This window comes from Erwinia aphidicola (assembly GCF_014773485.1).
Lineage (GTDB): Bacteria > Pseudomonadota > Gammaproteobacteria > Enterobacterales > Enterobacteriaceae > Erwinia > Erwinia aphidicola.
Genome location: NZ_JACXBP010000003.1, coordinates 227,135 through 250,711 on the forward strand (window position 1 = coordinate 227,135; position 23,577 = coordinate 250,711).

The following is a 23,577-nucleotide window of genomic DNA, read 5'->3' on the forward strand; positions in this document are numbered from 1 at the left end:
AGCCTGGCCGTAATATCTAACGCTCACGCAGCGACTCTTTGACTTTATTCAGCGGCTTAATCAGGTAATCCATGACGGATTTCTGGCCCGTTTTAATTTCAACATTGGCGACCATGCCCGGCACGATAGGGAATTTGCGCCCTGCTTTATTGGTCAACTCGGCTTTGTCGGTGCGTACATAGACGCGGTAGTAGTACTGATCGCGTTTGACCTCATCCTGTAAGGTATCCGGCGACACGGTTTCCACCTCGCCGTGCAGGTCGCCATAGATCGAAGAGTCATAGGCGGTCACCTTCACCGTGGCGGGTAGCCCGGGGCGGATATAGGCGATATCACGCGGGTTAATGCGCGTTTCAATCAGCAGCTGATCCTCTAACGGCACAATCTCCATTAGCTTGCCGCCAGGCTGCAGTACGCCGCCTACGGTGGTGACCTGGATATCCTTCACGATACCGCGCACCGGCGAATAGATTGTGGCGCGGGTGAGCTGATCCTCTTTACCGGTCATCACCTGCAGCTGAGCGTCGAGGTCGGCGTTATTTTTTACCTGCTCTTCACGGGCGCGTACCGCGTAGTCATTGCGTGCTTCGTCAATTTTTCCCTGCAGCTCAGTGACCTGACGCCGCAGGCGGATCACCTCTACCTGACCGGCTGCACCTTTAGCCACCAGCGGTTCAGTCATGCGCAGCTCGTCCTGCACCAGCTTTTTCGACTGTTGCAGGTTGCTAACGGTTTCCGTCAGGTTCTGGCGCCGTGACTGATAGAGCTGGGTCTCACGCGCCACCAGGTCCGGCTCTTTCAGGGTGGCTGCACTGAACTGCAGCGGTGCGCCGGTCAGCTCCGCGCGCAGGCGCTCTGCCGAGGCGCGCAGGGTGGTCGCTTTGGAGGCCGCCTCGCCAAAGTTCGACTGGAAGCGGGTCGGGTCGAGCTTTGCCAGCACCTGCCCCTTCTCCACGATGTTGCCCTCGTGCACGTTTAGCTCATCGACGATGCCGCCGTCGAGGCTTTCGATCACCTGCGCACGGCTGAGCGGGGTGACCTTGCCGGTACCGACGGTGACTTCGTCAAGAATGGCGAAGTGCGCCCAGACAATAAAGAGCACCAGCGCAGCGGTACAGATCCAGATAATGGCGGAGGTGCGCCGTTCATTTTTTTTCAGGCTGCGGTCGATCAATACCAGGCTCATGCGGCATCTCCCCGGGCGGGCGTGGCGGCCGGCGGGGTGCTGGCAGCAGTGGCACGCTTAAGAATCTCATCTTTCGGGCCGTCGGCGATGACCCGCCCGTTGTCCATCACGATAATGCGATCGACCATTTTCAGCAGCGCCGGGCGGTGGGTGACCAGCACCAGCGTGCGTCCGCTCAGCCAGCCCTGCATCTGCTTAATCACATGCTCTTCCAGCTGTTCATCCATTGAAGCGGTCGGCTCATCCATCAGTACCACCTGCGGCTGGCGCAGGATCATACGGCTCAGCATCACCATCTGCCGCTGCCCGCCGGACAGCCCGCGCCCGCCCTCATTAATAATGCGGTCGAGGCTGGCGGCATCCTGCTGGATCAGGCTCAGCGCCCCGCTGACGCGTAGCGCCTGCAGCATATCCTGCTCGCTGGCGTGGGGATTCCCCAGCATCAGGTTCTGGCGCAGCGTGCCGAAGAACAGGCGTGAATCCTGCGACAGCCAGCCGAGCTGACGGCGCAGATCCACCGGGTCAATACGGCGCAGATCAACGCCATCGACCATCACTTTGCCCTGGCTGGCCAGTGCCTGGCCGGCCAGCAGCTTGAGCAGCGTCGATTTTCCGGCACCGACGCGGCCAAGAATGGCGATGCGCTCCCCCGGTTTAATCTGCAGCTGATTGATGGTCAGCACGTTTTTCGGGTTCTCTTCCTCATAGCTGTACTGCACGCCGCGCAGATCGTAGTGCCCAGTCAGCGTTGGGCAGTGCGCCATTTCGCCCTCCTCCGGCTGGTCGAGCGGCTTTTTCAGCAGTTCGTCCAGGCCGTTCATCGCGCTTTTTGCATGCTGCCAGCGCGAGAACACCATCGTCAGCTGCATCAGCGGCGCAATGGTGCGTGAGGAGAGCATGCTGCTGGCGACCAGGGTACCGGTAGTAATTGCGCCGTCGAGCACCAGATAGACGCCGAATACCAGCATGCTGGCATAGGTCAGCTGCTGCACGCTGGAGGCCCAGCCGGTGAGCCGGGCGCCCCACAGTCGCTGCTGCATGCCGATGGCGGCGCTCACTTCATGCGTCTGCTCCCACTGGCGCTGGAAGTACGGCTCCGCCTGCAGCGATTTAATATCCTCAATCCCTTCAATAGTCTCCACAAGGATCGCATTGCGCAGCGCCCCTTCGCGCAGCCCCTCTTTTGCCAGTTTCGCCATCGGGATCTGGATCAGCAGGCCAGGAATGACGATCAGCGGGATCGCCAGCAGCGGCACAATCACCAGCGGGCCGCCGATAAACGCCATGATAAACAGGAACAGGATGACAAACGGCATATCCGCTGCCGCCCCGACGGTGGTGGAGGTCAACAGCTCGCGCACCTGGTCTATCTCACGCAGCTGGGAGATAAACGAACCGGTGGATTTGGGCCTGGCCTCGTTGCGGATGTTCATCGCCCTGGCAAAAAGCATGGAGGAGACTTTCAGGTCGATGCGCTTCCCCATCAGATCGGAAACCTGGGTACGCATCAGGCGGATGAGATATTCAATCACCGCCGCGATCAGTACGCCGCCGAACAGCACCCACAGCGTCGATTCGGACTGTGCGGGGATCACCCGGTCATAGATCTGCATCGAGAACAGGATCCCGGCCAGCGCCAGCACGTTGCCAACAATCGAGGCCAGTGAGATCTCACCAATTCGGCGCCCCATTCCTTTGAAGTTGTGCCAGAACCAGTGCTCTTTATACGGCTGAACAAATTCATCGATGCGCGCATCGCGCCCGCGCGCCGCCACGCCAACGATGCCGACCTCCTGCTGGCTCTGGGCCAGCAGCAGCGCCAGCTCGCTTTCGCGTACCACGTCGCCGCCGTCGCTCAGCCAGTAGCGGGCATTACCTTCGCCGTCGATGGCTTCCAGCACCACCACGCTGCCGTTCTCCATGATCAGCACCACCGGCGTGACCTCCTGACGCCAGCGGATCTTATCGCGCGGGGTCATGGTGAGATGCAGACCGAGCAGCCCGGCCAGGCGCTCCAGCTGCTGAGGCGGGCTGAGGTGTTCGAACCAGCGCATCTGCTGACGCAGGGTTTTTCCATCGGCCGGCTTACCGAAGCGCGCCGCCACGCGCAGCATGGCATCGATCCAGTTTTCGGTGGTTGCGGTTTGTTTCGTCATAGAACTGCCTTATCTGGTTGTCATGCACACGGCCGCTTTACAGCGACGGCAGCGTTTGCCCACTGTTTGCTTCACGATCGATGCCTAAAATATCCAGCAGATTGTCGACTGCGGCAGCGTAGCGGACCGTGGCATCCCAGCCGTCGTACAGCGCCGTCAGGCGGCCGCTGTCGGCCTGAAAGACATCCTGCTCCACGCTGAGCAGGTCATTCAGGCTGCGTTTGTTCAGTTTGTACTCATCGGCGTAGACCGAACGCGTATGATCCGCGCTGTCCAGCTGCATCTCACCCGCCTGCTGGCGCTGCTGCGCGCCGATCATGTCGGCGTAGGCAGTGGAGGCATTCTGGTTGATTTGCAGCTTTGACTGCTGGATGGCGGCTTCGGCGGCTTCGCGGTCGCCCTCGGCGGCGCGGGTTTTGGCATTAACCAGCCCGCCCTGATAGAGCGGCGCTTCGACCTGCAGTTGCAGCTCGTCGTCCCAGTAAGAGCGGCTCTGGTTTTCATAGCGGGTGCGCCCCGCCTGCACTTTGATGGTCGGCCAGTGGTTGGAGGAGGCCTGGCGCACGCGCTCCATCGCAGCTTCCTGCTTGGCCTGCGCGCTGCGCACCGCAGCGCTTTTCTCATAGGCAATCTTATCCAGCGTTACCTGCTGGTTGAGCAGTGCCTGCGGCAGTTCCGGCAGATTGTCGGACATCACTCCGGTCAGCACCGTCAGCTGCGCGCGCGCCGAGCGCTCCTGCGCACGGTACTGCTCCATGCTGGCGTTCATCCCGGCGATGCGCGTTGACGCCTGCAATACGTCGGACTGCGAGCTAAGCCCGGCATCGGCGCGCAGTTTCGCCATGTCGCGCACCCGCTCCAGCGAGCGAATGTTGGCGCGCGCGGCCTCCACCAGCGCCTGGTAGCGCTTGACCGACAGATAGGCTTGCAGCGTGTCCTGCGCCACGGTGGTCATGGTGTCGTACAGGGCATATTGATAGGCTTCAGAGAGCTTGTGCTGTTCATCAATCGCCCCGCCGGTGCGGCCAAAGTCATACAGCAGCTGGCTGAGGGTGATGCCGCCCGAAGCGCTGTTGTTCAGGCTGCCTGCGGAGTCGGTCTGCTGCGAGCGCCCACCGCTGGCCGCCAGCGAGATTTGCGGATACCACGCGCTTTTCGCCGCATCGAGATCGGCGTCGCCAACACGGATTTGTGCGGCAGCTTCAGAAATTTTCGGGTTGCGGGCAAAAGCGCGCAGGATGGCATCGCGCAGGGTCAGGGTAGCAATCTGTTCTTCGGTCGGTGCCGCGCGCCAGTTAAATGCCGCGACCGGCTGCTGTTGCGCGGCCAGCGCCGTCTGACTACTCAGGCAGGTGGCAAGAATAATAACCGCGCCACGGGCGGAATTAGCCATTGATCTCTCCTTAATACCCCGGAAAAATGAAAAACGCCCGCGGAAAAACACAAGCTGTGCTGTTTCTTCCCACGTATCACGTTGGCCAGCATCACAACCATGATGCCAGGCTTTACCCGGTGTGCTTAAGGATTACCATGTAATCCGTAACAAGAATAAATTGGCTCAGCGCCAAAAAAATGCAAATAATTTTCATGACGTTATCAATACCGGCGTCGTTGAGTGCCAGTTTCTATACTGGGTTGACTGGCGCCACAACGACCAACAGCGGCCGAAGCCGCTGCTGGTCATTATTTTTACCAACCCATCACTTCCTCTTAACTTTAGACCCCCTGCACGGGAATGCGAACCGCGCAGGGGTTATTTTTTTGTTATATGACATGGACCTGCAGATTGTGCTGGATCAACACGTCGCCCAGGGTGTTCTCTGACGACAGCGCCGAGTTGTGGTAGACGTCATAGGTTTGCCCGCCGACCGTGCGCTGCCCGGTGGTAGCCCAGATGCCGCCATCACCGTTGGCCAGCGTCACCTGGTCACCCAGCGTCCCTTTAATCAACAAATCATCCGTCTGCTTGTCGGTGATGTTCAGCGCCTCGTTAAGGTCCAGCTTGATGCTGTTATTGCCCGCCGAGCCGAGGTCGATGATCTCGATATGCTCCACCTTCAGCCCGAGCGAGGTGAGATCCAGCGTGAGATGCTCGCCGTTCAGCACCAGGGTGTCGGTCCCTGCGCCACCGTCGATATGGCTAAAGTCCATTGAGCCAACCGAGATGGTGTCGTTACCGCTGCTGCCCGTCACCGAGTCGCCATGCAGCACCTGCCCGTCCGCCAGCGTAATGGTGACGCCGCCGATGGTGTAAGCATCGCTGTCAGCCTCGACGGGGGTGGTCGCCGCTGCCGCGGTGCTGGTCGTTGCGCTGGTGCTGGTTGTGGCGGCATCGGTGCTGCTGGTGTCGCTGTCGGTCACCAGCGTCGAGTGAACTGCCGCGACGGCATGCGCCGTGCTGCTGCTCTCCTCCGTGGTGGTGCTGGTTTTGCTGCTGGTGCTGGAGGTATCGGTTGAGGCCACCGCCAGCGAGTCATCAGCCGCGACCGCCATCAGCGATGCCGCTGCCACCGTTGAGCTGACCGGCAACAGCGAGCCGAGCAGCAGCGTGGTAGAGGTCGTCGCCGGGTTGCCCGCCGCATCCACCGCCGCGACCGTCACCAGCGCACCCAGGTTCAGCGTGGTGAGTAGCCCCCCGGTGAACTTGGCGCTGTAGCGCCCATTGGCGTCAATCACTGCCGTTTGCGTTTGCGACTGGCCATTCTGCGACAGCGTGATGCTGACCGTGGTGCCCGTTGCCAGGCGCAGCGTGCCGCCGGAGATGGTCAGACCGGTTAACAGCACATTCACCAGGCTGGTAACCGCATCGACCCCAACTGCCGGCAGGCTGTGGGTCACCGCCGTGAAGCTGGTGCTGGTGCTGGCGCTGTTGCCCGCCCGGTCCGTCACGGTTACCGCGACAGTGTGGCTGCCATCGGCAATCGCGCTGAGGCCCGAGCTCGGCACGCTGACGCTCCAGCTGCCGTTGCTGCCCACCGTGGTGTTGTAGACCGTACCGGCAATGTTGACCGCCACGGTTCCGCCCACCGCGTTGGTTGCCGTGCCGCTCAGGGTCTGCGCCGCCCCCGCTTCCGCCAGGTTGAGGTAGTGGTCGGTAAAAACCGAGGCGTTGGTCAGCGTGACCGTTGGCGTGACGTGCGTACCGACAATCACCGATGCCGAGCCGTTTGCCGTGTTGCCCGCGCCGTTGACCAGACTGGCGGTAATGGTCTGCGTACCGTCCGCCAGCGCCAGCAGGCTGGCAGAGGGGACTGAGACACTCCAGCTGCCGTTGGCGGCAACAATGGCGTTAAGGGTCAGTGCACCGACCTTCACCGCAATGGTTGAACCTTCCGCATTGGTGGCGGTACCGGAGATAGTCTGTGCCGACAGCGCCTCGACCGCATTCAGGCCGCCGTCGCCAAACAGCGTGCCGATAGTGATAGTCGGGGCATTCTGGGCGATCACGCTGACCGTACCGCTGGTGGTCGCGCTGTTGCCATACGGGTCGCTAAGCGTGACCTGCGCCGTCTGCGTACCGTTCGCCAGCGTCGCGAGGTCCGCTTTCGGCACGCTCAGGCTCCAGCCACCGCCGCTGCCCACCGTGGTGGTATAGGTATGCGTTCCGAGCACCACCGTGACCGTTGAACCCGCCACCGCGTTAGTGGAGGTCCCGCTGATCAGCTGGGCGTTGGCGAGATCGCCCGCGCTCAGCACGCCGTCACCGAAAATAGTGTTGACCGCGATAGTGGGGGCGCTCTGCACGCCGATGATGACGCCCACGCTGGCACTGGCGTTGTTACCATAGGCATCGGTCACCGCCACGCCCACGGTAAGATTGCCGGTCAGCAACGTGGTCAGCAGCGAAGGCGCCAGCGCGGCGGTGAAGTTACCGTTGGCATCGGTGGTGGCGGTCAGCGTGGTGGTACCCACATTGATTCGGACGCTGGTTCCCGCCGCCACGTTATTCACATGCCCGCTCAGCGTCTGGCCGAGCAGCGCTTCCGCCACGCTCAGCACGCCATCGCCAAACAGCGGATTCAGCGTGACCGAAGGCAGGTTGTTGATGCCAACAATCGCACTCAGCGAGTTGCTGGTGGTGTTGCCCGCCGCGTCGGTAACGCTGACGCCAACATTGAGGTTGCCGTCGGTCAGCGTTGCCAGCAGCGCCGGGGTCAGCGCAATGCTGAATTTCCCGTCGCTGTCTGCGGTCGCTACCAGCTGCGTACTGTTTACGCTTACCACCACGCGCGCTCCGGCAGTGGTGGTGCCGCTGATGGTCTGGGTCAGCAGCGCATCCGCCGCGTTCAGCACGCCATCACCGAACAGCTGCAGCTGGTTGAGCACCAGCGACGGCGCGGTGAGGTTAACTGCCAGCCCGCCCGAGGCGCTGGCGGTATTGCCCGCCGCATCCTGTAGCGAAGCGGTCACCGTCAGGTTCGGGTTACCGGTCAGCAGCTGCAGCTGCGCCTGCGTCAGGTTGGTGCTGAAGGTGCCATCGGCATTCACCGTGGCGGTGGCAGAGACAATATTCCCCACGTTGAGATTGACGATAGTGCCCGCCGCCACGTTTTTCACCGTACCGCTAATCAGCTGGCTGGCGAAGTTAGTGACATCGTTAAGGTTGAGCGCCCCGTCACCGAAGATGGTGTTAAGGGTAATGCTCGGTTCTGCGGTCAGCAGGCCCACGGTGACGCTGTTGCTGGCGGTGTTGCCCGCCGGGTCGACCACTTTGACGCCCAGCGTGGCGTTCCCGGTGGCCAGGCTAAGCAGATCCGTGGCGCCAATATTCACGCTCCACGCCCCGCCCGCCTGCACCGTGGTGGTATAGGTTTTAGTGCCGAGGGTGACGGTAACGGTTGAACCGGCCACCGCATTCAGCGTACCGCCAATGGTCTGGCCCAGCAGCGCCTCAGCGTGGTTCAGCAGATTATCCCCGCCAAACAGGCCGGTAAGCGCCGGAACTACCGGTACGTTGTTGATAATCGCCGTGACGTTTTCCGCCAGGGTTTTGCTGTTACCTGCCGCGTCGCTCACCACTACATTGAGCGCCAGATTGCCATCGGTCACGCCGCTCAGCGCGGAGGATGGGATGGCCAGCGACCATTTACCATCCTGGCCCACGGTGGCGGTCAGGTTTTGTCCCCCCAGAGACAGGGAAACCGTTGCGCCAATGGTGCCGGTACCGGTAATCACGTGATCGACCAGCAGATCGGCTTTGCTCAGGAAGCCATTATCAAACAGCGGGTCAACCGCCAGCGCCAGGGTGTTCAGCACTTTGCTGACGGTCAGCGCGGCGCTGCCCTGGTTGCCGTTGACATCATTGACTCGGACCGACAGCACGTTGGTGCCGCTGGCTAACAGGGCAATCTCGGCAGCGGCCAGCGGGATGCTGAACACCCCGTCAGTCACCACGGCCGAGGCCAGCAGCGTGTTGCCCAGATAAACGCCAACGGTTTGCCCATCCGCGCCGGTCGCTGTCCCGGTCAGCAGCTGCTGTAGCGTTGCTTCCACCCCATTGATGATGTTGTCCTGCGCCAGCACGTTAAGCGCGATCAGCGGCGGTGTGGTAGCCACCACGATGCCATGCGTTGCCGTCCCGACGTTGCCCGCTGCATCGCTAATAGAGGCATTAATGGTTTGCGCATTCTGCCCCAGCGCCTGCAGATCCGCCGACGGCACGTTGAGTGACCAGGTACCGCCCGCCTGCACCACGGTGGTGTAGGTTTTTCCGCCCAGCGTGACGGTCACCGTACGCCCCACTTCAGTGAGCGATGCGGTGCCGCTGATGGCCTGCGAAACCGCGGCTTCGCTGGCATTCAGTACATTATCCGCACCGGCAAAGTCACCGATAGTCAGGGTTGGCACCACCGTATCGACCAGCACCGTGGTGGTGGTGGTTACCGGAGAGCCAACGGTTGGGGTATAGGTGACAACCACCGTATCTGTCCCCTGCGGGAATTCCGCAGTGGAGAGTGCAGCAGAGGTCCAGTTGTTATCCGCACGGATTGCATTAACCGTCACCGTGCTGACTAAGGTGCCATTCACCGTAATGGTGATGGTGCCTCCGACACCCGGGGTGGCATTTTGCAACGCACCGCTCAGGGTCGTGGTTGCCCCATCCGCTGTGTTAATAATATTGTCGCCGGTTACCGGGTTCAGCGTGATTGACGGCGTCAGCGGCACGGTCAGGTCAAGAATCACCGAACCATTGGCGGTGGCGGTGTTACCCGCCGCGTCGGTAATCGACACGCTGTAAGCGCCCAGGTTGGTTGCCAGCTCGGCGAGCGCGGCGACCGAGACATTGACGCTCCAGCTGCCGTTGGCCTGCACCGTGCCGGTTAGGGTCTGGCTGCCGATGGTCAACGTTACGGTGGAGCCGACGTCGGCAGCGTTGGTGGTCCCGGTCAGCGTCTGAGTGGTCAGGCTTTCCAGATAGCTCAGGGTGTTATCCCCGGCAAAGGTCAGGCCGGAGATCGCTGGCGCCACGGTGTCAACGATAAAGCCTTCGCTGATGGTGTTGCTGTTGCCCGCAGGGTCTGTCACGGTCACCGACAGATTCTGCGACCCCTGGCCAATCCCGCTCAGTTCGGCGTTGGTCAACGCGAGGGTCCAGTTGCCGTTGGTCCCCACCGTAGCTGCATGGGTCTGGCCGTTGAGGGTGACGGAGACCGTCTGGCCTGCCCCCACTGCACCGGTGGTCCCGGTCAGCGTCCCGCCGTTGGTCAGCTCGTTCAGGTTAAGGTAGCCGTCACCAAACGCCACGCCAACCGTCGGCAGCGGCAGCGTCAGGTAAGCGTAGAAGCCCAGCGTCTGGCTGGCGCTGTTGCCTGCCGCATCGGTTACCGTCACGCTGAGATTGTGTTCGCCGTTCGCCAGGCCGCTCAGCGCCCCGGCAGGCAGCGCCACCGACCAGCTGCCGTCGCTGTTCACCGTGCCGGTATAGCTGATGCCATTGACGTCGACCTTCAGCACCACGCCCTGATTGGCGCCGGTCACGCCGGTATTCCCGGTGATGGTGATCGCACCGTTGGCCTGAGTAATGCCCAGCGCGTCGTTAGCAAACGGATTGGTGATGGTCGGCACCGGGGCGGTCAGCACGGCGGTGTAGCTGCCGTTGAGCACCGATTCGTTGCCGTAGCTGTCGGTAGCGGTCACCACCACGGTTTTCGTCCCGTTGCCAAACCCGGCAAGCTGATCGGGCGTCAGGTTCAGCGACCAGTCGCCGTTGGCGTTTACCGTGGCGGCAATCGCCGTACCGCCGTTAATACTGACCAGCACGCTCTGCCCCGCCCCGGTCACGCCGGTAGAGCCACTGAGTAGCTGGGCGACGCCCGCCTCGGCAATGCTCAGCAGGCCATCGACAAACGGCGTAACCAGCGTCACGGCCGGAATATCATGCACCGCCACCACCAGCGAAGTGTTGGCAGAGCTGCTGTTGCCAACCGCATCGGTGATGGTCACCGAGATCGGCCAGTTACCGTCCGGCAGCGCCTGCAGCACCTCAGCCGACAGCGGCAGCGACCAGCTGGTGCCGTCGGCACTGATGGTGGCAGGCAGCAGTGCGCCATTGACGTTGACCGTCACCGTCAGCCCCGCCAGACCACCGGCATGGGTGATCGCCCCGCTCAGGGTGCCGCCGAGCGCCGCTTCCGCCGCGTTCAGCACGCCGTCGCCGAACAGCGGCAGGCCGCCAACGGACACGGTTGGCAGTGCGGTAACGATGGCGTCGAAGTTCAGCGTGGCGCTGTCGCTATTGCCCGCTGCATCCCCCGCCGTCACCACGATTTCATGATTGCCATTGCCCAGCGCCAGCAGCTGCGCCGGTGACACCGTGGCGCTCCATACGCCATTATCATTGACCGTCGCGGTCAGCGCGGTGCCGCCAATGGTGACGCTGATGGTCTGCCCGGCCCCGATCAGGCCGGTGGTGCCCGTCAGGGTCTGTGCGACGCCCGCCTCAGCGACATTCAGCAAGCCGTCAACAAACGGCAGATTGATGGTTGGGTTCAGCGTAGTGGTCAGCACCAGTTCCGCACTGGCGGTAGCGCTGGCCGGATTCACCAGCCCGGCTTCGGTACTGACAGTGACCTGCACCGCCCCGTTACCCAGCCCGACCAGCGCGCCCGCCGGAATATTCGCCGACCAGGTACCGTCAGCGCCCACCGTACCGGCAAAGGTCAGGTTACCGACCGTCACCACCAGCGCCGTGCCGACCTCAAGATTGCTCACCGTACCGGTCAGCGTCTGCGCCAGCGCCGCCTCCACGCCGCTCACCAGACCGTCACCAAATGGCAGATCCAGCGTCAGCGTTGGCGTATCGTGAACATCCACCACAATCCCGACGTTGCTGGTGGTGGTATTGCCGTTGGTATCGGTAACGGACACGCCTACCGTGACGTTGCCGTCCACCAGCGCCAGCAGATCGGCGGCTGGAATAGTGGTGCTCCAGTTACCGTCTGCATCGGCCAGCACGTTGTAAACTTTGGCCCCCACCGTGATGGTCAGATTAAGGTTTGGCAGGGTGGTGCCTTCAATCAGCAGGCCCGCCAGCGCTTCGGCCAGGCTGAGAATATTATCCGCACCCACGCCGACATCCACCGTCAGCAGCGGCGGCACGGTGTGAACGGTGAACTCCTGGCTGTCCGTCGCCACGTTCTGCGCCACATCATTGCCGGTCGCGGTGACGGTGTTGCCATCTTGCGGCAGCGCCTGCACATCCGCAGCGGGCACGGTGGCCTGCCAGTTGCCGTCGGCATCCACCGTCGCGGTGTAGTTTTTATTGTTCAGAGTGACGGTAATCGTCTGCCCCGCCGGAATATGCTGGCTGCTCCCGGTGATCGTCAGGTCACTGCGCGACTCCTGGTAGTCGACCATATCGTCGCTGGTCACGGGATCGATGGTAATGGTTGGCAGGTTGCCAGGCTGCGCCACCACGGTGAAGTCCTGACTGTCGTTGGCAATATTGCCATCGCGGTCGGTGACGGAAACGCTCACCTGCTGAGCACCATCCGCCAGCTGCTGTACATCCGCAGCCGGTACGCTGAAGCGCCATTCCCCACCTGTTACCGTAGTGGTATAAGTCTGGCCGCCGAGCGTGATGGTGACCGTTTGACCGTCCGGCACGCCGTCACTGGTGGTGCCACTCAGCAGCAGCGGCTGATTATGCTCGGTGCTGTTGATGTAGTCATCGCCGGAGACCGGAGCAATGGTGATTAACGGCAGGTCAGCAGCGGTAGCGCGCACGGTGACGGTTTCAGTTTGTACCGTCTGGTTGCCCGCGCTGTCGGTCAGCGTGGCGGTCACGGTGTAATCGCCGTTGGCGAGCGTTTTGGTCACGCTGCCCGGCAGATCGAAGCTCCAGCTGCCGTCACTCTGCACGATAGCAATGTAAGCAGGCTGGATGCCGTTAAAGATGATGCTGACCTGCTGGCCCACCTCATCCGGCGAAGTGCTGCCGGAAACGGTAATCGTCTGCTGGATCTCGGTCGGGTTGATGACGTTATCACCCGCCACGTTATTCAGCACCAGATCCGGCGGCGTCAGGTCCACGATGGCGGCACTGCTGACAGTGCCGCTGTTACCCGCGGCATCGGTCACCGTCACCGTAATCGGCAGATTGCCTTCGTTCAGCCCCTGCAGCGTGGCCGCCGGGATATTCAGCGTCCAGTTGCCGTTGTTATCCACCGTGGCCGGATAGTCCGTGCCGCCGATGTTCACGCTGACCTGCTGGCCTGCACCGACAGTGCCGGTGGTCCCGCTCAGCGTCTGACCTGCGCCTGCTTCATCCTGGTTGAGGTAGCCATCGCCAAACGGGGTGTTGATGGTCGGCTGCAGCGCTGCGGTCGCCAGGGTGACATCCGCGCTGTTGCTGCCCGGGTTGCCCGCCTGGTCGGTGACCGTGGCGGTCAGCGTGTAGTTGCCGTCGGTGACGCCCGTCAATGCCGCCGCCGGAATATCCAGCGTCCAGCTGCCGTCGGCACCCACGGTGGTAGTCCAGGTCTGGCCGTTGAAGTTAACGGTGACCGTCTGCCCTTCCAGGGCCGGACCGCTGCCGTTATCGGTGCTGCCGCTAATGGTCAGCGGCTGGCCCGCTTCGCTGGCGTTAATAATACCGTCGCCGGCAATCGGGTTCAGCGTAATGGCCGGAGCCACGGTATCAACGTTAAAGCTGACCGGCTGCGTACTGGCGTTGCCCGCCGCATCGGTTGCCGTCACCTGCAGAGTATTGCTGCCCTGTTCGAAGGATTGCAGTACCGCAGAAGGCAGGCTGATGCTCCAGTTGCCGTTACCGTCGACGGTGCCGCTGTACTGGGTGCCGTCAATGGTGACGCTCACCGTCTGGCCGTTACCGCTGACGCCGGTGGTGCCGTTCAGCGTCTGGGTCAGCGCGGCCTCACTCGCGTTGAGCGCGCCGTCGTTAAACGGCACGTCGACAGTGACGGCAGGAAGCGTGTTGACCACCACATTCAGGCTCGCACTGCTGTTGACGAGGTTACCGGTGGCGTCGGTTACGCTGACGCCGACGGTTGCCGGGCCATCAGGCAGCCCTGCCAGCGCGGCAGCCGGAACCACCACGCTCCATGCGCCGCCGTTGCCGACCGTCGCCTGGAAAGTCTGGCCGTTGATGGTCAGCGTCAGCTGGCTGCCCGCGTCAACGTTGGCGGTGTGCCCGGTCACGATCAGCGGCTCCTGCGCTTCGCTGGCATTGAGATAGCCGTCGTTGGAGATCGGGTCGATACTGATGCCGGATGCCAGGCTGTTTACCGTGACATCATGGCTGGCACTGACCGGGTTTCCGGCCGCATCGCTGACCGCCGCCGCGATGGTGGTAGTGCCGTTCTCCAGCCCTTGCAGCGTGGAGGCAGGAATAGAGACGCTCCAGCTGCCGTCCGCCTGCACCAGCGCGCTGTATACTTCCGTACCAAGGGTGATGCTGACCGTCTGCCCGGCTTCCACATTACTGGTGGTCCCGGAGAGCAGCTGGCTGCTCTGCTGCTCCGCCCCGTCCAGGATATCGTTGCCGGCAAAGGTATTGATGCTGATGGTCGGCAGATCGGCGGCCGCCGCCTTGACCTCCAGCGGGCTGCTGGTGGTGTTGCTGTTGCCTGCTGCATCGGTCGCCATAACGCTCAGCGTGTAGCTGCCGTCAGCCAGCGCCTGCAAATCGGCGCTCGGAACAGATACCGTCCAGTCGCCGTTGCCGTTGACCTGCACGCCCTGGTAGGTGACGCCGTTCAGCGTGACGACAATCGTGTCCCCGGCTTCGCCCCGACCGCTGACGGCCAGATCCGCGCCCTGTTCGGCAGCATTCAGGATGCCATCGCCCGCCACGGGGGCTACCGTTACCGTTGGTGCCACGGTGTCGACCGTAAACGGCTGGGTGGTATTGGCGCTGTTACCTGCGGCATCGCTGACCACCACGCTGAAGCTGTTATCCCCCTGGGCCAGGCCCGCCAGCGCGGTGGCAGGTACCGCCACGCTCCAGCTGCCGTCAGCCGCTACGATACCGGTATAGGTGGTGCCGTTCAGCGTCAGGGTGACGGTCTGACCATCGCCCGTCACGCCGGTGCTGCCGGTAATATTTTGTGTCGCCGTTGCCTCCTGCGCGTTGAGCGCGCCGTCGCCAAACGGTGGGTTAACGGCGACCACCGGCAGGGTATCAACAATCACCACCAGGCTGCTGCTGCTGGTCTGGGTTACGCCCGCCGCATCCGGACCGCTGACCACAATCGGCAGCGTGCCGTCGGTGAAATCCGCCACCACGTTTTGCGGCAGCGTCACGCTCCAGCTGCCGTCTGCCTGTACGGTTGCCAGGTAAGACGCCCCGCCAATCGCCACGGTCAGCTGGGTTCCCGCCGTGTAATTCGCCGAGGTGCCGCTGATGGTCAGCGGCTGCGCCGCTTCCTCCGCATTCAGGTAACCATCCACGCTGACCGGGTTAATCGCCAGGCCGGAGAGCTGATTATTGATCTCGAAGCTGCCGCTGACCGTGGCCGGATTGCCTGCCGCATCGCTGACCACCACGCTGTAGCTCTGTTGGCCGTTACTCAGCGCCTCCAGCGCGGAGGCCGGAATGGTCATGCTCCATGCCCCACTGGCCTGCACTACGCCAGTGTAAGTCACACCGCCCAGCGTGACGCTAACCAGCTGCCCTTCCTGCACGTTAGTGGTGGTGCCGCTCAGCACCTGACTGACGTGCTGTTCCGCGCCGTCAACGATGTTATTACCGGCAAAGGTGTTCACCGTCAGGGTCGGCAGCGTTGCCGCGTCCACACTGACCGCCAGCGTGGTGGTCTGCGTAGTGACGTTACCTGCGGCATCGGTAGCGGTCACGCTGAGCGGATAGTTACCGTTGGTCAGCGCAGCCAGATCGTCAGCGCTGAGCGGCAGCGACCACTGGCCGTTTGGCCCGACGGTGGTGGTGTAAGTTTCATTGTTTAGCGTGACGGAAATGCTGGCCCCGCGCTCGCCGCTGCCGCTCAGCGTAATGCCCTCCTGCTGCTCGGCGGCGTTGAGGATGTTATCCCCGGCTGGCGGATTGAGCGTCAGCGCTGGTGCAGCGACGTCCACCGTCAGCGCCGGGGTCTGCGTGCTGATATTGCCCGCGCCATCTTTCACCGCCACGCTGACGGTGTAGTCGCCGTTGTTCAGTGCAGCGAGATCGGCTGGCGGAACGCTGACCGACCAGTTGCCGTCACCGTCAACGGTAGCGGTGTAGACTTTGCCGTTCAGCGTCACGCGCACGCTGTCATTGCTGTCGCCGGTACCGCTGATGGTCAGCGGCTGCCCCTGCTCGGCGGCATTGAGATAGCCATCGGTAGAAATTGGCGCCACGGTAAAGTCCGGCGGCGTGGTGTCCAGCCCGACAGGGCGAGTCACGGTCGCGACATCTCCCGCCGTTGTAGTGGCCGTCACGGTCAGCGTGTAGCTGCCATCGGTCACGCCGTTCAGCGCGCCGGCCGGAATGGTGGCGCTCCACAGGCCATCAGGCCCGACGGTGGCAGGGTAGTTAGTGCCATTGAAGTTCACTACCACCGAGGTACTGCCGTCCGGCACGCTGCCGGTAACGTTAAACCCGGCGGTCGCTTCTGCCGCATTGATCAGATCGTCGCCCGCAACCGGATTCACCAACACTTGATTGCTGATACTGGTATCCACATCGACCGTCGCATTTTGGCTGGCGCTGTTACCGTTCGGCGCGGTCACCACTACGGTTACCGTGTTGTCGCCCTGCGGCAGTGCCCCGAGGGTCTCTGCCGGAACGGTCACCGACCATGCGCCGTTCACCACCGTGGTGGTCAGCGTCTGGCCACCAATGGTGACGCTGACGGTATCACCGTTGGTGCCGGTCCCGGTGATATCCAGCGGCTGCGCGGCTTCAGCGCGATCGATGATGCCGTCTCCGGCAATCGGATCGAGGGTATAAGTAGGCGCGGTAAGCTGCACCTGTACGACTTCACTGTTAACCGTCTGGTTGCCCGATGGGTCAGAAACCGTGACCGTCAGCGGATAGCCGCCGTTTTGCAGCGCCAGCACGTCGTTGGCCGGGATGGTGGCGCTCCAGTTGCCGTCACCGTCGACCACCGCCTCATAGGTTTTGCCATTCAGGCTGACCACCACGCTATTGCCCGCCGTGGTGGTACCGCTAATGTCGAGCGGCAGCGCATGTTCCGCCGCGTTGATAATGCCATCTTCCGCCACCGGGCCAACCGTCACTGGCGGCAGCTCCGTGGCAATATTCACCGGAACCGGCGTGGTGGTGGTGCTGTTTCCGGCCACGTCCGTCGCGGTGACGGTAATGTTCTGTTGCCCGGTGGGCAGCGCCTGCAGCTGTTCCGGCGTCAGCGCCAGCGTCCACACGCCGGAGCTGTTAACGGTCGCGTTAAAGTCCGTGCCGCCGATGTTGACCACCACCGTCTGGCCGTTGCCGGTTTCGCCAGTGGTGCCGCTCAGCGTCTGGCCCGCGGCAGCGGTTGCTTCAGCATTGGTCAGCACGCTGTCGCCAAACGGCGCTTCCAGCGTTGGCTGCGGCAGAGTGTTGATATGCACATTGAGGGTACTGCTGCTGGTCACCTCAGTGCCATTTGGCGCCACCACGCTGGCGGTGGCGGTAAACGGACCGTCGGCCAGTACGGTGAGATCGCCCGCCGGAATGGTGGTGCTCCACGAACCGTCCGCCTGCACCTGTGCGCTGTAGGTTTTGCCATTGAAGGTGAAGGTGACGGTGCTGCCTTCCGCGATATTGAGGGTGCTACCGCTCACAGCCAGCCCGTTTTCGGCTTCCTGCTGGTTGAGATAGCCGTCGTCGCTCAGCGGGTCGAAGGCAATCGCCGGCTGGGTGTTATCCACGGTGAAGGTTTTGCTGCTGCTGCCGGTGTTGCCTGCCTGGTCAGTAATGCTGACCGTCAGGGTGTAAGAGCCATTCGCCAGCCCGCTCAGCGCCGATGCCGGCAGCTCCACCTGCCAGCTGCCCGGACTGCCCGCCTGTACCATGGTGGTGTAGCTTTCGCCGTTCAGGGTAACGATAACCGTATTCCCGGCTTCGGCATTGGTCACGGTGCCGCTGATAATCTGCGCCACCTGCTGCTCTGCGCCATCAACGATATTATTGGCGGTGACATTAGAGACAAAGATCGCCGGAACCCCGGTATCAATAGCCAGCGGCGTGCTGGTGCTGCTGGTGTTGCCCGCCGGATCGGTTGCGGTGACGTTGAGGGTATAGCTGCCATCGGCTACGCCCGCCACGTAAGTTCCCGGAATGGTCAGCGTCCACTGGCCGTTGGTGCCGACCACCGCGCTGAAGGCGGTACCGTTCAGCTCAACGCTAATGACGTTACCCGCTTCCCCGCTGCCGGTGACGACCAGCGGCTGGCCGGATTCCGCGGCGTTAATAACGCCGTCAGAGACCGGATTAACGCTGACCGCTGGGGCCGTCAGGTCCACTTCGATGGTGCGCGTGACGGTGGTGCTGTTGCCCGCCGTATCGGTGCTGGTGACCTGCAGTGGGTAGCTGCCATTGGTCAGGGCCGTCAGTGCGTTTGCCGGCAGATCGATGCTCCAGCTGCCGGTGCCGCCAACCGTGGTAGTGTAGGTTTCGCCATTCAGCGTGACGGTGATGCGGTCGCCGACCTCACCGGAGCCGCTGAGGGTTTGCAGCTCGCCGCTCTCTGCGGCGTTGATGCGGTTATCCCCGGTCAGGGCTTCCACGCTGACCTGCGGCGCCACGGTGTCGACAGTGAAGTTGCCGGTCGCCGTGCTGGTGTTGCCCGCGCTGTCAGCCACCGTGACGCTCAGGGAGTTGGCCCCCTGCGGCAGAGACTGCAGCACGGCGGAAGGCAGAGAAACACTCCAGTTGCCCTGCGCGTCCACCGTCCCGGTGTAGGTAATCCCCGCAATCACCACGCTGACGGTCTGGCCTGCCCCCTCCACCCCGGTGCTGCCGCTCAGGGTCTGCTCGCTGCCGGCCTCCGCCGCGTTGAGCAAGGCATCGCCAAACGGCGGATTGATGCTGAGGTCGAGCTCAGAGGTCACGGAACTGTCCAGCGAGTGCTGAGCCGTGACGGTGTTGCCATTGATATCCGTGGCAGTGGCGGTCACGGTCAGGTTGCCGTTGGGCAGCGCCACCAGGTCGGCAGACGGCACATTCACCGTCCAGCTACCGTCGCTATTGGTCGTGGTCAGATACTCTTTGCCGTTGAAGGTCACCGCGACGCGGCTGCCTGCGGCAACAAAGCGGCTGAAGCCGTGAATCGCCATCGGCAACAGCGACTCGTTGTGGCTCAGCATATTGTCATCGCTGATCACCCCGATGGCGATGGCGCTGAAGGTGTTATCAACGGTGAAGCTACCGTTGGCGCTGGTCGGGTTACCGGCAACGTCGCTGACGCTAACGGTGTAGCTGTCGGTGCCGTTCGCGAGGTTAGCCAGCGCCGCTGCCGGAACCAGCACGCTCCAGCTGCCGTCGGCGTTCACTAGCCCGGTGTACTGGTTGCCGTTAAGCGTCACGGTCACTACCTGCCCGGCCTGTACGTTGCTGGTGCTGCCGGTCATCAGCTGCGACAGCCCTTTCTCGGCGCCATCCACAATATTATCGCCGGCAAACGCGCCCACGGTAATCACCGGGAGCGAGGCAGCGCTGGCAATCACGGTCAGCGGCTGGCTGCTGCTGCCCATGTTGCCGAGACTGTCGGTAGCGGTCACCGTCACGGTGTAGCTGCCGTCCGCCAGGCCGCTAACCACATTGGCCGGTATATTCGCACTCCAGCTGCCGTCGGCAGCCACGGTAGCGGTGTAGTCGACATTGTTGATGGTCACGACCACGCCCGCACCCGGCTCGGTGGTGCCGACGATCGCCAGCGCCGCGTTATGCTCGGCAGCATTAAGATAGCCATCGCCGGAAACCGGCGCGACGGTCACAACCGGAGGCGCGGTATCGATGACGATCGGCGCCTGCACGGTGGTTTCATTGCCGCCGCTGTCGCGTGCGGTAATGCTGATGTCATATTTGCCATCGCTCAGCCCCTGCAGGGTGGCCGGGTCGACATTGACGCTCCAGCTGCCGCTGGCATCGGCCGCGCTGTGGTAGGTCACACCGTTGATCACCACGGTAATAGTGCTGAGCGCCTCTGCCTGGCCGCTCAGCGCCAGCGGCTGATTCTGCTCGCTGGCGTTAATCACGCCGTCGCCAGCAATGGTGCCGACAGAAAGGGTTGGCGGGGTGGTATCCACGCTGACAGTGGTGCTGCTGACGATCTGGTTGCCTGCGGCATCGCTGACGGTCACGGTGACCGTATTGCTCCCCTGCGGTAGCCCGCTGAGCGCCGATGGCGGCAGCGTTACGCTCCACTCGCCGGTGGCCGGGTTAACCGTCGCCGGGTAGTTCACGCCGTTCAGGCTCACGGTGACCACCTGGTCCGGCAGCGCCAGCCCGGTATTACCGCTCAGCACCTGCGGGGTTGTCGATTCGCCCAGGTTGAGGATGTTGTCGCCACCGAAGGCGGCATTAAATTCAATATTGTTCGGGAAGTTAACCTGCACGCCCAAATTGAGGCTGCTGGTCACCGAGTTGTTATTGGCATCGGTGACCACCACCGGATAACTGCCGTTAGCCACTCCGGCGAAATCAGCCGGAGGGATGGTGATGCTCCAGCTGCCATCGGCTGCCACGGTGGTGTTGTAAGTATGGCCGTTAAAGGTGACGGTGAGCGGCGCGCCCACGGGCAGATTGAGGCTGGTACCGTTCACGCTAACCGGTGACTGAGCCTCCTGCGCGTTGACCCAGTTATCTTCGCTGATCGGAGCAATGGCGAGGCTGGCGGCAGCCGGATCGAGAGCCACACTGACCGAACCGCTGCTGGTGGCGACGTTGCCTGCTCTATCGGCAACGGTGGCGGAGTACGTTACCGTCTGGCCGTCGCTCAGGCCGCTGAGGGCGCTGGCCGGGATGGAGACGTGCCACAGCCCGCCCGCCAGCACCGTGGTGGTGTACTGCACCCCGTTGAAGGTCAGGGTCAGGGTTTGTCCGGCCTGCACGTGGGCGGCGGTGCCGCTCAGCTCCTGCGCCACATTCAGCTCTGCCCCCTGCAGAATATTATCCCCGGCGAAGCTGTTGAAGGTGATGGTTGGCTGATTGGCTGGCTGGGCGGCAAAGGTCACCTCGGTATAGGCCGTGCCCTGGTTACCGGCCGCATCGGTTGCCGTCACGGTGACCGGATAGCTGCCGTCAACGAGGGTAGCTTTGCTTTCCGGCGGAACCACCACGCTCCAGTCGCCGGAACCGTTGGTGGTAGTGGTCAGCGTCACGTCGCCAAACTTCACCTGAATAGTGCTGTTGGCTTCCGCCCGACCGCTGATGGTCAGGTTACCCGCCAGTTCAGCGGCGCTGACGTAGCCATCGCCGCTGACGGGGTTAACGCTAACGGCAGGCGGCAGCGTATCCACGTTGAGATTCAGCGGGTCGCTGCTGACCGTGTTGCCATATTTATCGCTGGCCGTTACCGTCAGCGAATTATTCCCCTGCTCAAGCTGCTGCAGCGCGGAAGCCGGAATATTGACGCTCCAGCTGCCGTTCGCGCCCACCGTCGCGGTGTAGGTCTGACCATCCAGCGTCACGGTGACGGTCTGGCCGCCGGTGCTAATGCCGGTCAGCGTCAACGCCTGGCCGACATCGGCGGCGTTGAGTGGGGCATCAGGAATATTCACCTCCAGCCCCGGAGGCTGGGTATCGACATTCACCTGGGTGGTGGTGGTGGTTTTGTTGCCTGCGGGATCGGTGACGGTCACCACCAGCGGCAGCTGCCCTTCAATCGGGGTTGAGACCGCATTGGCGGGCAGAGTGACGCTCCAGCTGCCGTTACTGTTAACCGTGCCGGTGTAGGTGTTGCCGTTGAACGTCACAGTGACGGTTTGGCCCGCCCCGCTCACGCCGGTGTTACCGGTGATGGTCTGACTGCTGCCCGCTTCCGCGCCGCTCAGCACCCCGTCGCCAAACGGCAGATCGATCCCGCCATTTGGCAGCGTGGTGTGGACGTCAACCGTCACGACCGTACTGTTCTGCAAAGTGGTGCCGTTGGCCAGCGTGGCGGTCGCCACGATCAGGTTTGAGCCTTGCGGCAGGCTTTGCAGATCGGCAGACGGTACGCTGATGCTCCAGCTGCCGTTCGCTGCCGTGGTGGTGGTGTAAGCATGGCCGCCGAGGGTGACGGAAATCGCCGTGCCGGCTGGCAGACCGCTGGCCGTACCGGAAATGGTCAGCGCGCTTTGTGCTTCCGTGGCGTTAAGATAGCCATCGCCGCTGACAGGCGCAGTGATGCTGATGCTGCCGGTGGCATCGGGCTGTACGGTGAAATTGTGCGTATCGGTCGCCGTCTGACCGCTGGCGTTGGTGACGGTGGCGGAGAGGGTCGCGGTGCCGCTCGCCAGCGCCTGCAGCGCGCTGGCAGGAACCGAGACGCTCCAGCTGCCGTTGGCCTGCACGCTGGCGGTGTAGGAAACGCCGTTAAGGGTGATGGTGACCGTCTGCCCGGCCTGTACGTTGGTGGTGGTGCCGCTCAGCAGCTGGCTGGTCTGCTTTTCCGCGCCGTCCAGCACGTTATCCCCGGCAAAAGTGCCGATGGTCAGGGTGGGTACGCCGGGTACCACCGTTGGCTCAACGGTGAAATTATGCGTGTCGGTCGCCGTCTGGCCGCTGGCGTTGGTGACGGTGGCGGAGAAAGTGGCAGTCCCGCTCGCCAGCGCCTGCAGCGCGCTGGCAGGCACGGAAACGCTCCAGCTGCCGTTGGCCTGCACCACCGCCGTGTAATTCACGCCGTTAAGCGTGATAGTCACCGTCTGCCCGGCCTGCACGTTGGTGGTGGTGCCACTCAGCAGCTGACTGGTCTGCTTTTCGCTGCCGTCAAGAATGTTATCCCCGGCGAAGTTGCCGATAGTCAGCGTCGGCGTGGTGGCAGGCGGATTTGTGCCGCCGTTGTTGTCATCGCCCCCGCCACCGCCGCCACCGCCCGCTAAGGCGCCGATGCCCACGCCGACTAATCCCAGCGCCCCGATACCGGCAGCGGTCATCACGCCGTTACCGGCCCCCGTATCAGCCAGCAGCAGCGGTTCAATACTGCCGAGGGATTCATATTGCGGGGTCAGGACCATCGCGGTCTGTGCATCAAGTTCGTTGGTCACCGGGAACAGCACGTGCTCCGGCCGGTTAACCCCATCGTCAAACACCAGTTCGCTGTGCTCGCCGTCCACATCGTCAAAGAAGAACTGCTGATAGCGCACGGTAGTGCCATCTTTCATGTGCAGGATCAGGTCGTTACCCTGGCGTTCGTATTCAGCCACCATCTCGCGCGTGCCGTGGATTTTCACCACGCTAGGCTGATTGAGGAGAACCGTTTTCGAGGAGCCCGAAGTGGCCTGAGAGAGGATCGTTCCGTCGTCGCGTGAAAGGATTTCTACGCTGCCATTATTGAGCTGTGCCATGGTCATAACCTCGTGTACACCAGATAACAGGGATTAAGTGTCCAACGCATAAAAGTGAAAATAAATTTCACTTTTATGCGTTGGACAAAATTTTGAGCAGTGCCAACTACCGGCAGCGCTTTTCACCTGATGTACGGACGGAGGTTAGTTTCCCCGCGAAAATATAGGACCAAAACTGGCTAATAGAGACTGTTATTTTGTTAATTTCACTAACAGATATAATTAATAAAGTGAATGTGTTGTTTGATGTTTATTTATCGGAAGGATAAATTTATTTAATTA

The 23,577-nt window shown here is 62.5% G+C and carries 4 protein-coding genes; all 4 read right to left on the reverse strand.

Translation table 11 applies throughout. The features are described from left to right. Positions 1 to 16: 16 nt before the first annotated feature. Positions 17 to 1,186 carry an HlyD family efflux transporter periplasmic adaptor subunit gene (locus ID864_RS08415; RefSeq protein WP_062818159.1) on the reverse strand — a complete coding sequence of 390 codons (1,170 nt, stop codon included), beginning with the start codon at positions 1,184 to 1,186 and terminating at the stop codon, positions 17 to 19. Next, positions 1,183 to 3,342 (reverse strand): type I secretion system permease/ATPase, encoded by a 2,160-nt coding sequence (locus ID864_RS08420; protein WP_062818158.1) that lies wholly within the window; start codon positions 3,340 to 3,342, stop codon positions 1,183 to 1,185. The genes ID864_RS08415 and ID864_RS08420 overlap by 4 nt, the downstream gene beginning before the upstream one ends. 37 nt (positions 3,343 to 3,379) lie before the next feature. Further along, positions 3,380 to 4,735 carry a TolC family outer membrane protein gene (locus tag ID864_RS08425; RefSeq protein ID WP_099754253.1) on the reverse strand — a complete coding sequence of 452 codons (1,356 nt, stop codon included), beginning with the start codon at positions 4,733 to 4,735 and terminating at the stop codon, positions 3,380 to 3,382. Between the two features lie 371 nt (positions 4,736 to 5,106). After that, complete coding sequence (locus ID864_RS08430; protein ID WP_191149716.1) at positions 5,107 to 23,295, reverse strand: Ig-like domain-containing protein; 18,189 nt, start codon at positions 23,293 to 23,295, stop codon at positions 5,107 to 5,109. Positions 23,296 to 23,577 lie beyond the last annotated feature (282 nt).

Bases quoted from the DNA above. Each gene is read 5' to 3' on its own strand.
- ID864_RS08415 (WP_062818159.1), bottom strand. From the start codon at position 1,186: ATGAGCCTGGTATTGATCGACCGCAGCCTGAAAAAAAATGAACGGCGC.
- ID864_RS08420 (WP_062818158.1), bottom strand. From the start codon at position 3,342: ATGACGAAACAAACCGCAACCACCGAAAACTGGATCGATGCCATGCTG.
- ID864_RS08425 (WP_099754253.1), bottom strand. From the start codon at position 4,735: ATGGCTAATTCCGCCCGTGGCGCGGTTATTATTCTTGCCACCTGCCTG.
- ID864_RS08430 (WP_191149716.1), bottom strand. From the start codon at position 23,295: ATGGCACAGCTCAATAATGGCAGCGTAGAAATCCTTTCACGCGACGAC.